The sequence below is a fragment of the Pseudobdellovibrionaceae bacterium genome, assembly GCA_023898385.1.
Classification (GTDB): Bacteria; Bdellovibrionota; Bdellovibrionia; order Bdellovibrionales; family UBA1609.
Genome location: CP060220.1, coordinates 3061441 through 3075587, shown reverse-complemented (window position 1 = coordinate 3075587; position 14147 = coordinate 3061441). Strand labels below are relative to the sequence as shown.

At 45.4% G+C, this 14147-nt stretch carries 11 protein-coding genes; 6 read left to right on the top strand and 5 right to left on the bottom strand.

The genetic code is table 11. The features are described from left to right. Positions 1 to 64: 64 nt before the first annotated feature. The 3 genes from H6626_14155 to H6626_14145 all read right to left on the bottom strand — a co-directional run bounded on the left by H6626_14155 (position 65) and on the right by H6626_14145 (position 2225). Positions 65 to 1489, bottom strand: coding sequence for a hypothetical protein (locus H6626_14155; GenBank protein ID USN47313.1), 1425 nt, complete (start codon positions 1487 to 1489; stop codon positions 65 to 67). 191 nt (positions 1490 to 1680) lie between these two features. Then, positions 1681 to 1950 carry a DUF507 family protein gene (locus H6626_14150; GenBank protein ID USN47312.1) on the bottom strand — a complete coding sequence of 90 codons (270 nt, stop codon included), beginning with the start codon at positions 1948 to 1950 and terminating at the stop codon, positions 1681 to 1683. Further along, positions 1947 to 2225 (bottom strand): DUF507 family protein, encoded by a 279-nt coding sequence (locus H6626_14145; GenBank protein USN47311.1) that lies wholly within the window; start codon positions 2223 to 2225, stop codon positions 1947 to 1949. Before H6626_14145 ends, H6626_14150 begins: the two co-directional genes overlap by 4 nt. A gap of 241 nt (positions 2226 to 2466) precedes the next feature. Here H6626_14145 and H6626_14140 point away from each other — a divergent pair, with 241 nt between their 5' ends. Together H6626_14140 and H6626_14135 are read left to right on the top strand one after the other, a co-directional pair. Continuing rightward, positions 2467 to 4671 (top strand): PBP1A family penicillin-binding protein, encoded by a 2205-nt coding sequence (locus H6626_14140; GenBank protein USN47310.1) that lies wholly within the window; start codon positions 2467 to 2469, stop codon positions 4669 to 4671. Positions 4672 to 4811: 140 nt separating this feature from the next. Beyond that, positions 4812 to 5306 carry a hypothetical protein gene (locus H6626_14135; GenBank protein USN47309.1) on the top strand — a complete coding sequence of 165 codons (495 nt, stop codon included), beginning with the start codon at positions 4812 to 4814 and terminating at the stop codon, positions 5304 to 5306. 216 nt (positions 5307 to 5522) lie between these two features. Here H6626_14135 and H6626_14130 read toward each other — a convergent pair whose 3' ends face one another. Together H6626_14130 and H6626_14125 are read right to left on the bottom strand one after the other, a co-directional pair. After that, a complete protein-coding gene (locus tag H6626_14130; GenBank protein USN47308.1) occupies positions 5523 to 6044 on the bottom strand; it encodes a hypothetical protein in 522 nt (173 codons plus the stop codon). 303 nt (positions 6045 to 6347) lie between these two features. Continuing rightward, a complete protein-coding gene (locus tag H6626_14125) occupies positions 6348 to 7361 on the bottom strand; it encodes a hypothetical protein (protein ID USN47307.1) in 1014 nt (337 codons plus the stop codon). A 661-nt stretch (positions 7362 to 8022) separates the two neighbouring features. Between H6626_14125 and H6626_14120 the strand changes: the two genes are divergently transcribed. The 4 genes from H6626_14120 (at position 8023) to H6626_14105 (ending at position 13941) form a co-directional block, all read left to right on the top strand. Continuing rightward, positions 8023 to 8973 (top strand): hypothetical protein, encoded by a 951-nt coding sequence (locus H6626_14120; protein USN47306.1) that lies wholly within the window; start codon positions 8023 to 8025, stop codon positions 8971 to 8973. Positions 8974 to 9180: 207 nt separating this feature from the next. Beyond that, entirely contained in the window at positions 9181 to 10476 is a 1296-nt protein-coding gene (locus tag H6626_14115) for a radical SAM protein (GenBank protein ID USN47305.1), read from the top strand. Between the two features lie 130 nt (positions 10477 to 10606). After that, positions 10607 to 12454 (top strand): CHASE2 domain-containing protein, encoded by a 1848-nt coding sequence (locus tag H6626_14110; protein ID USN47304.1) that lies wholly within the window; start codon positions 10607 to 10609, stop codon positions 12452 to 12454. Between the two features lie 8 nt (positions 12455 to 12462). Next, complete coding sequence (locus tag H6626_14105) at positions 12463 to 13941, top strand: sigma-54-dependent Fis family transcriptional regulator (protein ID USN47303.1); 1479 nt, start codon at positions 12463 to 12465, stop codon at positions 13939 to 13941. Positions 13942 to 14147: the final 206 nt, after the last annotated feature.

The following is a 14147-nucleotide window of genomic DNA, read 5'->3' as shown; positions in this document are numbered from 1 at the left end:
TTCTGGTTGTCAAAACTTGTGTCATCAACGCTGAAAATCAAGATGCTTAACAAAAATGCTATTCTTAGAAGTTGATGGCAGCCTTTGTCACAAATCCAAAGGCCGGTTTCACGTCATAATTGCTAGTTCCCCCCGCAAATGCGTCACCCGGCAAAAAATAACCGAATTGGTTAACCCAACTCATTCTTTCATTCGGCCTGTAAAATAAGTTGAAGTCAATCTCAAATCCCATGGCGCTACTTCCATCGTTAGCCACTTCATTGAGTACTCCTGTCGCAAACACACCTTGCAATTGCCACTGATCCGTCCATGCATAATTCACATACGGAGCCAAATAGCCGGCATTGGTGACTGTTTCGACATCAGGTGTTTTTATCTGTGCGTTCACACCAGTAACATTCGGTCCGCCACCCACATAGTTACTTTGAAGAAAATTTTCCCGGCCTAAAGTATGATTAAACATCAACAACGCCACTTCATAGTTTCGATCAAAGAAATAGCCCTCCATCGAGTCCGTCGTGGATGGGTTATCACCAGATGCCCATCCAAAACGAGCACCAAACACCCAAGGCGACTGACTGGGCCGCCACTCCGCCTCAGCAGCAACGCCAAGACCGCTAATACTGACCTTGTCGCTCGATGAATTCAATATTCCACTTGTGCCATTGCGCTGACCAATCTCAGCGCCGAAAGTTAGGTCTTCCAATTCTTTCTTAACGTACACGTTAATTGATTCTGCACGAAATTGATCGGCCACAACACTTCCGGTGTCGCCAAACACAGCATCTGCTGGAGCATCATTGCCCGCCCGTGCCGCTTCTCGCCGCTGATAAAAAACACCCATAGCCAAATCCGTTTCTGGATTTTCATACGCGGCCTGAACCATGTAATCCGTGACATCATCGTTGGTGTCGATGCTGGCGCCTTCACTCACTTTGCCAAGCATGGGCAATACATAAAGGTTACCCATCACCAACTTGTATCCCACAAGGTCTCTGGTATCGAGCCAATGATCAAACTCACCTTGCCCGGCATTGTGGGTCATCCCCAATCCGAAATGCAGAGGAGCACGACCTGCAATCAATGCACCCCACTCTTGCACATATGTGAAATAAACGTGACTGACTACTAGTGACTCTGGCGATTGGGTTTCAGAAAGAACGTTCGAATTATCTACATAAGTGGATGGAGTTGCTCCAATGCCATTTCCAAAAAACTGTCCCAGCTGACCGCTTGAATAAGTGCCATTGTTAAAAAGATCAAATCGACCAAAAATAGTGAGGCCGTCAGCCGCCACAATTTTAGGCTTTAATACCAGGTGATGCAGACCATATTGCTTTTCTCTGTTGTCTGACGACAGCTCAGAGTTGTTGATGTGAAGACCCTCAATGCGATAGGTGCCCGACCACTCGAGATCGCCAGCTATCGCGCCCGAGCCAAAACCCAAAATGCAGGTCAAAATGCCTGTAAATACAGCAGTTTTTTTCATAGACTCACCTCTTTTGTGATGGTCGAGACTAGCATTCTGGAATTCCGAGTCAATGAAAAGGGCTGGATGCCATACGTTACAATACATTATAAAATTAGGGCGTTTAAGGCCATCACTTCCCGCAGCAAAACACGCCATTTATTATTGAGCGGCGGAACATCTCAATGCGATTTTAAAAAATAAATTTACAGTTAGCCCGATCGGCGCTGCATCTCTTCTTCGAAGTATTTTTTGTACATGACATCCCACTCAGGTGAGCCTTCTTGTACATTTCGTTTTAATGAAGCCACCATTTGTCGGGCTTTGGTATCTATTTCGATCAACTCTTGATTGTATTTGGCAACAGCTTGACGGGCCGTTCGAATCACCACATCGTCATCGGCGTAATCCACCAAATCGTCTTTCCATAAACCGTCAGTAATAATAAACGCTAAGTAATTTTGTCGATCTTCAGAAATCAAAGAATTATCCCCTTTTCTTTGGCCAAGCGTTTTTTCAACATGGGAAACATCTTATAACGCTCAAACTGCCCAGGATTTTGTCGCTCCAATTGATCCATCATTTTGTTCACCTCTTCATCAAGAAGCACTTCGCGATGGTAATCGGCTCTGACTATTTCCACAGCCCGATCGTAAACTTTGTCCTCTTTTTGTTTAAATTGGATCAAGTCCTTAGCTTTTAAGTCTTTAAATACGGTAGTCACTAACCTTTGAATCTGCTTGTCATTGAGCTTCATGCTTTGATTAACCGAATCTTTTGCTCCGAAGTCAAGTTTCTTGGGCCACTGCCGCCTAATGGGGTTTCAAATGTATTTGCGTGGCCTTCTTTGACACTGCGTGAGTTGTTTCCTATCATCATGCATCGTGTTTTGGCAAAAATGGAAACCCTATATTTTATATTCTGCTATCGGTGTGCTTCTGTGCCTCGTTGCCATTGTCATTTGGGTTTTCACCCTTCACCAAGATATGAAGGAGAGGATGACGGGCAATTGGTTTGTCCCTCCTCTTGAAATTTTCTCGGCCCCAGAATCCGTTGTTGGCGGCCAGAAGCTTCAAATCGAAAGTTTAATTGCTTATCTTCGTGAGCAGAACTACAGGCAAAGATCTCCAGATCAAAAACTCTTTGAAAAAGATTTTTCGCTCTGGCCCTTTGATTTCTGTCAGAGCCATCTCAGTGTGGCGTTGCCCGCTGATGTCACCACATGTCTAGCTCTAAAAACCCGAAAGCGAGATTTTGGCCCCCAAAGAAAATCTCAGACCTACTTGTTGGCCTGGACAGGCAACGACACGGTCACTCATTTGTTTAGTGGGGAACCCTTTCAGCAGAATGAATTAATCACTCTGCCCCCACAACTTTTTGCCCAGTTTTACGGCGACAAACCGATTTTGCGGCGAATTGTGTCGGTGGATGTTACTCCTCTTCAGTGTCTGCAGGCGGTGACCGCCATTGAAGATAGAAACTTTTTAGAACACAGTGGAGTGAGTTTTGGTGGCATGATTCGAGCTGCCCTTCGCAATATTTTACGCGGCCGCATCGCCCAAGGGGGCAGTACCATTACCCAACAGCTCATTAAAAACTATTTTCTAACGCCAGAGAGAACTTTCAAAAGAAAAATAAAAGAAGTCTTTATGGCTTTAATTCTCGAGTCCTACGTAAGCAAAGACACAATCTTAGAAAATTATCTCAATGTGATCTACATGGGCCAAAATGGTCCATTTCAGGTTCGTGGCTTTGGGGCCGCTTCTGAACACTATTTTCATAGACCACTAGAAAATCTGGAGCTCGATCAGTGCGCACTGCTTGCAGCAATTGTGAACTGCCCGGGCTGCTACAACCCTTTTTCTAAACCCGATGCCGCAATCAAACGCCGAAATAAAGTATTAGGAGATATGCTTGAGCTCAACATGATCACTTCTTCTCAGTTTGAAGAGGCCAACAAGGCCCCTTTGCCGAAAAAGAGCCTGAGAACACTCAGCGACCCAGCCCCCTATTTTGTGCAAGCCGTGCAACGAGAACTGGGGCGACTGAAAATTGATCAAAATCAAGGTCTTCGTGTGTTCACCACTCTCAACCAACAGGCCCAAGAGGTGGCGCAAACAACTGTGCTGAAAGAAGTGGAACGACTAGAAGCCAGTAAGGCTCTTTCGAAATACAAAGACCAGGGCAAAGATCTTGAGGCCCTTTTAGTAAGCGTGGATTTGAAAAGTAACGGAATTCTTGCTCTCGTCGGAGGACGAAAATACAAAACCACCCAATACAACCGAGTATTAGATGCTCACCGACAAGTGGGCTCAATTATGAAACCCATAGTCTACTTAACAGCACTTGAAAGCGTCTCGCCTGAGGGCTCCTCCTATACGCCTCTGACTTTGCTCCCCAATCAACCCTTCACCTATGAATACGAAGGGCAATCGTGGAGCCCTAAAAACTACTCAGATGAGTATAGCGACAACGTTCCTCTGTTTTTTGCCCTTAAAAATTCTATAAATATACCCACGGCTCAGCTCGGGTTATCTGTTGGCCTTACCAATATCATTGATGTGGCCCGACGACTGGGTATTCAATCGCCGATTGATCCTTTACCCGCACTCACCCTTGGCGCTTATGAACTGTACCCCTGGGAGGTTGCGCAGGCCTACAGCACCATCGCCCACTTTGGAAACCGGCAACCCATTCATTACATTGCAAGTGTTGAGTCCATGGCTGGACAAAATCTGTTTAAACATGATGAGCGGTCACAACCTGCTGTGGCGGCTCCCTCGGCTGCAGTACTGGTTGGCATGCTCAAACAAACAATGCTTACGGGTACAGCCAGAAGTGTGCAATGGCGCGGTTTTCAACATCCCGCTGCTGGCAAAACAGGTACAACCAGTGACACGCGCGATGCCTGGTTTGTGGGTTTCACGCCCTACGTACTCACAATCGTCTGGGTTGGCTACGACGACAATACTCCTCATGGTCTAACCGGAGCCTCTGGGGCACTTCCCATTTGGGCTGAGTTTATGAAAAGCTATGCCACTCGGTATCCGCCTGAAGATTTCAAATGGCCCGAAGGAACCACTCAGTATTTTTACTCTCCCAATGATCTCCAGATGGTTGTTCCGAATCTCGAAGAAAATGAGCTTAAACAAGATATTCCCCTCATTTTTCGCACGGGAAACGAACCCACCTTTGGCCAGTAACTTAGGCCGACAATTGTCACCCCACTTATAATCAATACGTCCATCCCTCTTCCTAGAGGTCACTCTATTTGCACCCAAATTGGCGCAAGAATTGTAATGGATCCAACTGGAGTCATGTAGGACCAAATAAGAGGTGATTTGTGTTCAAGAAGCTTACATTTTTAATAACACTCAGTCTATTTTACTCAAATACATATGGGGCTGAGACAAACGCGTGTTCCCACGGGTTTATTGAAATCCGTGTCACTCTCAAAGAAGGCGAAATCATTGATAAAAATGTGGACGAATGCCCATCCATTGACCCCGACATAGAAAGCATTGCTGTTGCACACCCTGGCGAAGTCAATTTAGATATGGACACGGTGTTGAGAGACATTGAAACGTCCGAAAAAAAGTCATCTCCCTCTAACAGGGCCCCCTCTGACCTGTCGCTGTTAAGGGAAAGCACGGGGCGCGACCTTAAAACCCGAGCCATTGAGGCTATTTTTGGCGACGCACGAGATATCGATATCGATGCCAGTTTTGGACGGGCAAGATGCCTTGAGCCCTGCAAACTAGATGAAAACGAACTGGCCATGCTTCAAGACCGAATGGGCCCCACACTACAGCTCGATATTATTGTTCCATTAAAATAAAATCTGAAAATTGGCGGACGATCAAGGCCGAGGTGCCATGGTCCAGTAGGGTTTTCGATGGCCCCCTGCGACCTAAAACACCCAAGATGAATTGCTGTGGGGCGAAGGATTCGGGGCCCCTGAAACGCTACCTGAGGTGACGCCACCAAAGCCCTATTCAATGAAATACCTGCCTCGAAAAAACCAAATCTCAGAGGCAGGCATTCACCAAATTGTTTATTCTATTTCCACTTTTACCAGAGCCGAGCCCGATGGGTTCAAAACAACATCACCCACACAGGCAATCTGAGACCCATGGTCGCCCAAATTAGCCTTCCAACAGGTTACAGCTTGAACGTCACCGCTCGTGTCGCCATCACCAGTTATAACATCGACCACGTTATAAGAGGGTTCACGCGACGTATATACCGACAGATGGCTATTTAACCGTTTGAATTCGCAGTTGCCACTCTCTTTAAAATCCGATCCAGGCCGTTGACCACTCATCACAAAGTGATTGTGGACGGTTTGATTGGCCTCTACATCGAAAATACGAATAGGCACCAATCGATAATTGCCGTCATCATCCCAACGGCCCTGTTTGCATTCATCGAGGTCTGTGGTAGCCAAATAAGTTGAAGCAACTCGAACGTGATAACCATCAGGAATATCAACAACCACAATTGAAGCATCGAGTGTTTCTGCAAGCGAAACATGACCAACAAACAGCAGAAACAACGCTAGAAAAACTGATTTCATTAAAAACCCCCTATTTTTAGTAAGTACAACTCTCTTTTATCGTATCCAAACCAAACTTCAACCACCGACCCAAAGGCTTTCCAAAAGCCCAAAACCACAGTGCCCCTACCCCGAACAATGAAACACTTTCCCCAATGACCCCAGGGAGGGAGCCGCCGCAAAAACAAGTTCGGATTGGTGCGGTGCTCACAAAGTGAGCGCCGCTGCCGAACGCATGTCCGAAGCTTTTTGCGGCGGCTCCCTCCCTGGGGTCATTGGGGAAACCCGGTCATCACTTCCGCAAAACCAAGATGAAGTGGTCCATTAGTCTACAATCCGGAAAATCTCACTCCAAGATCTATAGCCAAAATTGTTCACCATACTCTGAATTTCCGCTGTTTCCGACAAGTAAGGCTTTCCGCTTATATAAAGAATGTACTGTTCCAATGACAGCTCCTCGCCCTGCTCGGTTGTCAGCTTTGGTCGAGGATATTGAACTGTTGGGTAAGTGTTATGAAAATAGGTATTCCATATTGCTTCTAATACGGCTAACTTCGCGTCTTCTGTTTGCAATTTTGTAGCCTGATAAACAGCCTTTAAAATAAGAAGATTTTCTTTACCAGGAACCATGGAAGCCACAGTTGGTAATACATCGCTAGCTTCAAGGGCTCGGTTAGTTTTAAAATACAGACCATAAACGATTGTGCGTACGGCATTTCCTACATCATCTGTGTCCGCTTTTTCGATCAGCGCCTCTATTGCCTTCATATCCAACCACTTAAGGCTATTGTCTGCCGTCATCGCCAAGTAAAAGTTGGCCCATTCGAGTGCAGAGTAAACGTTGTCTTTGTTGCGAACACGATTGTCGCGGACGGGTTTCTCTGAGTCACCGATATATTGAACAGCATTGTCTACTGTTTCTTTTGCCTTTATCTGCGAATTTTCAACAGAATACAGAGAATGTTTCACCAGCCTTCTAAGTTCAGTCTTGGAATTTAACCGATTGTAAAAGGACCGATTTTCTACAATTTCTTTGGCTGCTCTTAACATTTCATCGACGCCTGAGTTCGTCTGCCCTAACTTTATGGACCATACGAATCCCGGCTGGCCCAAATACCCTGACTCAATCACGCCGAAATAATTGCGCTCTAAAGCCACGGGTGCATTCCATTCAATGCCAGGCTTTTTCAACCAAACGTCGTAGGCATCCACCACGTGGTACTGCTTTTTAATGAGTCGCTGACAATCCTGTTTTTTTGACACTGAGGCCGCAAAGGTCGGGCTAGATACTGTCCCGGTAACAACACATCCTAATATAAGAAACGTTAAGCTCTTCATAGTCTCTCCATAATATTTAAACATCCTGGACCTTTATTGCAGCTGCCGTACCACCCTCTATTGATTTCTCTTGGCGATAAGTGAGCCTTGATGTGAACGAGCTGTCAAAGAAATCGACTTGAGTGCCAATTTTCGGCCTACCGTACCCGCGCCGGCCGTTTGCGATATTGATACGCTACAATATAGGTAACTTCAATTGAAAACACGCGGCCAACTCACTAAATGGGTTGAAAGGGTTAATCCCACACCTGTAGACCGCAATGCTCTTTTAACTGAGGTTCCTATTCGTTCATTGGCAGCACTAAAATCAGACTGAAATGGGGACCACTCCCCACAAACTTCTGGTTTGTGACACTTGCCAATTTCGCACCTATTGTAACGTGGCGATACTTATCGCAACTTGCAAACAGCGTTGAGGATTATTGAACCAAAAAACTTGGGTAAAAATGCAGCTCTACAATAAAAATCCCGCTGCAAGAGTCCGCGTTCTATTCGAATTCCAACACTTAAAATTAATAACATCCGGTGACACTTTTGGGCTCTTTTCGTCGAAAATAGGCCCGAAACAACACCCACTTTTTGCTCATCTCCTATTAATTTTGGTTTGAATGAGGCATGATCCTTGAACCTGCGGGACCACAGGAAATCTGGAGGAACGTAAATGTTTAACTTCTCTTACAAATCAATCGTGGTTGCATTAGCTCTGCTGGCTTTCGTGTCTGGCTGTGGTGACACTAAGGGAAAAACTCAGATTCGTTCTTCTATTCGAGATGGGCAAACGCCAGTTCAGGCCACGAAAAAAGACGAGGCTGAGGCTATACAAGAAATGGATGAGCTCTTAGCGGACTCCCATCTTTATCAAACCCCCGTACAGATCACTCCCGAATACATGGCAGAAAAACTGGCCCGAATCCTTGGAAAAAAGCCTTCTGAAAACATTAGCTGGGACAATAACTCCATCAAAGGCACCTACTACCTATCTTATGTGGCCACTCATTTTGTGAAGCAAAACGCAAATTCAGAGACCACTACAGCTGAAGTGGCAAAAGACGAGATTCTAAAACAGGCCCTAACCTTCGTTCGGGCCCGTAACGAAAACAATGATGTCATAATTGACAACTTGGGTCTCAACGATCAGTCGGTTGAATACAGTAGCGCAACGGCCGAAGACTTTTTATTGGACAGATTGCACCTTAAAGCCCCTTTAATGTTGGTCAACGACGATAAAAACACCGAAGTGGGTGAATCTATTGAACTTATGGTCGACGCTGAAAAAGCTCTCGCCAACAAAACCACTCTTGGGGCAGCTGTCTCCGAGCCCGGCACCGTGGATATCATGGGCGTATTTTCAAATGCTCAAACCAGAATCTCGGAAGATTTTCAATATGAAGATGCAAATAGCCTAGGTACTGTGAGCGTGAAGACTCGCCAAGGCCGTATCTTAATTATCAAAGTCTCTGCTCCCATTGTAGAAGGTGACGAAGACAATGAAAAAACAATTGGCCAGCGCACGGCCTACCTCGTGTATCGTCGGGATATGAAAAAAGACCGCAGCGCCGAACAAAAGGCCCGCGCTGAAAAAGCCGAATCTCAAAAGAAAAAGAACAAATAAAACAGGATCTTATCCGCCGCCAACTAAACTTTAGGGGCAAATTGACACCAGTATTGACACTGTCGTGTAAAAAGTTCCAGAATGGCCCAGCCTGGCCGCATCGACAATAATGTTAACCCATTGAAATCACATGAATTATTATCATTTAGACAAATCCCACACCTTGGCAGCCCGTTTGCTCTATTGCCTGATCATAGAGGAGCGTTGATGGAAATTCGGCGATACAAAAACATTCTGGCCATTCAGTCAGAACCCCATCGTATTTGGGGGTTTCATCGCCTTAACTTGGACGTGGCTGAACTGGATCAAGAGGCTTGGCAAGCTATGGCTGCTGAAACCAACTCTGAAGCGCTAAATGAGCTCGATGAGTGGAGCCAAGAAATTGGCAACGAGACTGAGGATCTTAAGACTCCAAAAGGTATTCGGGCCTTTTCAATTAACATAGCACAAGTGTGCAACTTAAAGTGTAGCTATTGCGGTGCTGATGGTGACGGCACCTACGGCGCTCGAGTGCCGAAAGCTGATACAACCAAAGTCTTCCGTCAGCTCAGTCGACTTTTAGGCGACCTCCCCGCCCACGAGTCTTTTGAAATTCGATTTTTGGGCGGTGAGCCGCTACTCTATCCGAAACTGATTCGGGAAATCTCTCATTTTGCGCAACTCTTAGTGGCCGGACGAAATATCAAACTGCAATTTTCAATCGTCACCAACGGGACGCTGCTCTCTCCAGAAAATGTGGAGCTTTTAGCGCAGCTTCACTGTAACGTGACCATAAGCCTTGATGCATCTGCAGAAACCAATGATAAAGTTCGGCGGTTGAAAACAGGTGGCAGCTCCACCCAATTGATTCTTGACGGCCTTAAGGAAATTCAAAAGGTTCGCCATCGGCTTCGAGGCCTGCATGTAAATAGTGTTTTTGGATCTCACAACACCGACGTACTGAGTTCATACCAATTTTTGCAGCCCTTTCAGTTTGACAGTATGAATCTGAACTACGCGGCCTCCGATGAAGATGAGACCTTTAGCCCCCGCTATGTTGAAGGCATGCGGGCTGTGGCCGAACACGCTTTTGCTGAAGAGGGCCTCATGGGGCTGGTTCGCATTGATCAATTTAAAAGACCCTTATCCCGGCTTGAGACCAAAACCAGAACTCATAATTATTGTGGTGCTGGCAAGTCTCTATTGCAAACCGACACCAAGGGCGACTTGCACGTCTGCAACTGGTTTATGAACGACGCCAAAGATCGCGTGGGTGTGATTGACCATATTGACCAGAAGGCCCTTGAGCATTACTCGCCCTCGTTGATAGAACTCAATCACTGTGACAGCTGCTGGGCTAAACATTTGTGTGGCGGCGGATGTATGTTTGTCAACCGTACCAAAACTGGCGACAAACATGGTAAAGACCCCCACTTTTGCAATCGATCTCGATTTTTGGCAGCCACTGCCATTGATTATTATTTAAAGACCTTAACGAAAGGAACAAACAATGAAGCATGTTAAGAAAATCAAAACTGAAAAGCCTGAGATAAAAGAAACTCCGAAGAAAAAAGACAAAGACCTCAGTGCTCGCGCTCAGCTTCGTCAAAATGCCGTTGCTGAACATGCATGTCCTGAACTTTAAGAGATTTGCATGAATAAAACTTTAATGTCGTTTGTCAAAACCATAAAACCATGGCTGCCGCACGCTTTGCGTGTGGGCCTGGCTTTGGGAATTGCGGCGTTATTAACGCAAATTCGCGTAGATAACATCGAGGCGCTGACTTACGACTTTAGAGTTCGCCTTAAACCCACGTCACCCGTCTCTGGTGACGTTGAAATTATTAATATCGACCAACACACTCAGCGACTCCTAGAGCGAATTCCCGACGCCAAAGATCACAGAAAGCTGCTAACAAAACTTTTCAAAGCCCAGCCGCGGGCCGTGGTTTACGTCGTTGATCCCAGTCAAATTCACGGCAGTGATTTGGAGTTGGCAGAGTTAACAACTGTAGCTGAAGAGTTTTCTGTCTATATGGCCCATCCCATGTTGCTGGAGGATGAATTAGCCGACCAATACCGACTGCCGTACCCGCTCGATGGATTTAAAGTGGTGTCTTCCCCAAAAACAAGTGATGATCGAAGCTTTGCCTACGATGGCGTGACCCGCCGGGCGATTTTTTCATTTTTGGGTGAACCCGTGCTGAACGCCGCGCTGGCGTCGTCGGTAAATGGCTTGCAGCCCGATGACTACGGCGGACTATTTAAATTTAAGAGAACCACTCAGGCCTATGTGGATTTTCGCCCCACTGGAACCTATCGAGCCGCAAGCTTTCTCTCTGTGATGAATGATGAAATTCCCGCTGACCGATTTCGCGATAAAATTGTTCTGATTGGGCGAGACACTAAAGCAGAAGCTAACGATTATATTACTACTCCCTTTTCGCGTGATGTGACGGCCATGAGTCTGGCTGAATATCACGCCAACGTTCTTGACACATTCATTCTTAATCGAGCCCCTATTTTGCCGCCTGCGTGGGTTAATTTCTTAGTTACGGCCTTAATTTCTCTTCTCACCGTGATGGTGGTTTTAATGCTTCGACCGGCAAAGGGACTACTTATTCTCGGCATCACTCTGGCCATATTCATTGGCGTGTCGCACTTGTTATTTGCAAGCGCCGGCGTTTGGTTAGGTATGACCCACCCCCTGATTGCTATTTTTGTATGTTACTACTTTTTTATTCCTTACCGTTTGATTATAGAAAATAGAAAAAGCTGGGAGTACTACCAGAAGAATGCCTTACTCACACAAGTGGAAGAACTTAAGAGCAATTTTTTGCAGATGATGTCACATGACCTTAAAACACCCATCGCCCGCATACAGGGCATGGCCCATATGGTCATGACGGATTCCCAGCCCGTTAGCGACAGTCAGCGCGAAGCCCTTTACACCATTCAAAAATCCACCGATGAGTTGAACGAGTTTATTGGCTCTATACTTAACTTAAGCCGTATCGAAAGTAAGGAAATTCGCCTGCAGCTAAAAAGCAAGGACATCAACACTTTACTAAAAACAATTATTGAAAAACTCGACTACCTAGCAAAAAAGAAAAACATAGGAATCATTACTGAATTTGAGCCTCTATTTAGCATCAAAGTGGATGAGGATCTGTTAAGACAAGTGTTTACAAACCTGCTTGAAAATGCCATCAAATATAGCCCTGAAGAATCAAAAATATTGATTAGCACCGAAGAAATGGGGGGCCAAGTGTTAGTCCAAGTCGCTGACCAGGGAGTTGGAATTCCGAAAGAAGAACAAGAAAATATTTTTATGAAATTTTATAGAAGCAAAGATGCTCAGATTTCACCTATAAAAGGTTCAGGTCTTGGACTCTATTTGTCTAATTATTTTGTAAATTTGCACCACGGTACTATTTCTGTTGAAAGCGAGCCCCAGCATGGCTCAACATTTACCGTGTCATTGCCAACGGACTTATCTTAGGAGGAGTCATGTTAAAAGTTTTAGTCGTCGATGACGATGCTGGCCTTAGATTATCAGTAAAAAAAGCCCTTAATGGGGCTGGCCAGTTCGAGGTGTATGAGGCCTTTGATGGGGTTAACGCGCTAGAGAAAATTCAGTCCAGCGATGATTATAATATGGTGTTGATGGATGTGGATATGCCTCGCATGAATGGCTTGCAGGCACTTCAAAAAATCAAAGAACATGATCCGTCAATAATAGTCATAATCATGACGGCCTATGCCCGCATTGATGACGCGGTCAAGGCCGTTAAAGAAGGAGCCTTTGACTACGTTTCAAAGCCCATTAAGGGTGACGAGCTTGTGGACATGGTCGACCAGGCCCTCCGCACGCACAGTTTAATTTCTGACGTGGCCCTTTCTTCTCCTGTTTTAACTATGGAGTCTGGGCGAAAAATTATTGGTAACACGGCTCAGATGAAAAAAATGTTTCACATCATTAATAAACTTTCGAAAGTTCAAACTCCCGTACTCATTCGTGGAGCCTCGGGAACCGGGAAAGAACTCGTGGCCCGCGCCATTCATATGAACTCGGCACAGAGAACCGGAAAATTTGTAGCTATTAACTGCTCGGCCATACCAGAAAATTTGTTTGAAAGTGAACTGTTCGGCCATGAAAAGGGTGCTTTTACCGGTGCTGATCAACGTAAGATCGGTAAATTTCAATTTGCCGAAGGTGGCACCCTATTTTTGGATGAAGTGGGCGACATGCCTCAATTGATGCAAGTTAAACTGCTGCGTGTGTTGCAGGAGCGGGTCTTTACACCAGTAGGGTCAAACCGCGAAATAGAAACAAATGTGCGAATCATTGCGGCTACAAATCGTCCCTTAGAAGATATGATCCAAAAAAATGATTTTCGAGAAGATTTGTACTATCGCCTCAATGTCATGCCCATATTTTTGCCGCCCCTTAAGGAGCGCAAAGGTGATTTGGATCAATTAGTAGGGATGTTTATAAAACGATTTAATGATCGACATGATAAAAAAATCACTGGCCTATCCCCAGAGGCACTAGCTTGTTTTAAAAAGTATGATTGGCCCGGAAATATTCGTGAACTTGAAAACGTCATAGAACACGCTTTCATTTTAGAAGACAGTCCACAAATTAACTTAAGTTCGCTTCCTGAATCATTCTTGTCAGCGACGGGCATAAGCCCCACAGCTGTAAATCTTAAGCCATCCTCGGCAGAAGACAGCGACGGCGATGGTGACGCTGCAACGGCCCCTATTTCTGGAAGCGAAACCGAGGATCTGGTGCAGATAAAAACCGACAATTTGGACTTCAACCGCCACAAAGAAGCCTTTGAACGGGAATTTATTGTGAAGGCCCTTAAGATGTTTAAGGGTCGAATTAATCAAACCGCTCTGCATGCGAACATTCCAAAAAAGACACTGCTTAGAAAGATTGAAAAATATGGAATCGTGGCTCGTGATTACGCGGATCAATAAATCGCATTTGAAAGTCTAAAAACGAAAAGTGGCGCAGACCAAGTCAACCATTATTTTGACTTTGGTCTTTTTAATGGATTGATATAACGCGCGTTTATGTGCCGTGCCTCGTTTACCTCAGCGAATGACACACTACCCCTATAAAAATACCCTCTCGCTCGGCGCATTTGTATTGATGTATTTGTGATCTGTTAGTAATTTTTTTC

Bases quoted from the DNA above. Each gene is read 5' to 3' on its own strand.
- H6626_14155 (USN47313.1), bottom strand. From the start codon at position 1,489: ATGAAAAAAACTGCTGTATTTACAGGCATTTTGACCTGCATTTTGGGT.
- H6626_14145 (USN47311.1), bottom strand. From the start codon at position 2,225: ATGAAGCTCAATGACAAGCAGATTCAAAGGTTAGTGACTACCGTATTT.
- H6626_14140 (USN47310.1), top strand. From the start codon at position 2,467: ATGACGGGCAATTGGTTTGTCCCTCCTCTTGAAATTTTCTCGGCCCCA.
- H6626_14130 (USN47308.1), bottom strand. From the start codon at position 6,044: ATGAAATCAGTTTTTCTAGCGTTGTTTCTGCTGTTTGTTGGTCATGTT.
- H6626_14125 (USN47307.1), bottom strand. From the start codon at position 7,361: ATGAAGAGCTTAACGTTTCTTATATTAGGATGTGTTGTTACCGGGACA.
- H6626_14120 (USN47306.1), top strand. From the start codon at position 8,023: ATGTTTAACTTCTCTTACAAATCAATCGTGGTTGCATTAGCTCTGCTG.
- H6626_14105 (USN47303.1), top strand. From the start codon at position 12,463: ATGTTAAAAGTTTTAGTCGTCGATGACGATGCTGGCCTTAGATTATCA.
- H6626_14110 (USN47304.1), top strand. From the start codon at position 10,607: ATGAATAAAACTTTAATGTCGTTTGTCAAAACCATAAAACCATGGCTG.
- H6626_14115 (USN47305.1), top strand. From the start codon at position 9,181: ATGGAAATTCGGCGATACAAAAACATTCTGGCCATTCAGTCAGAACCC.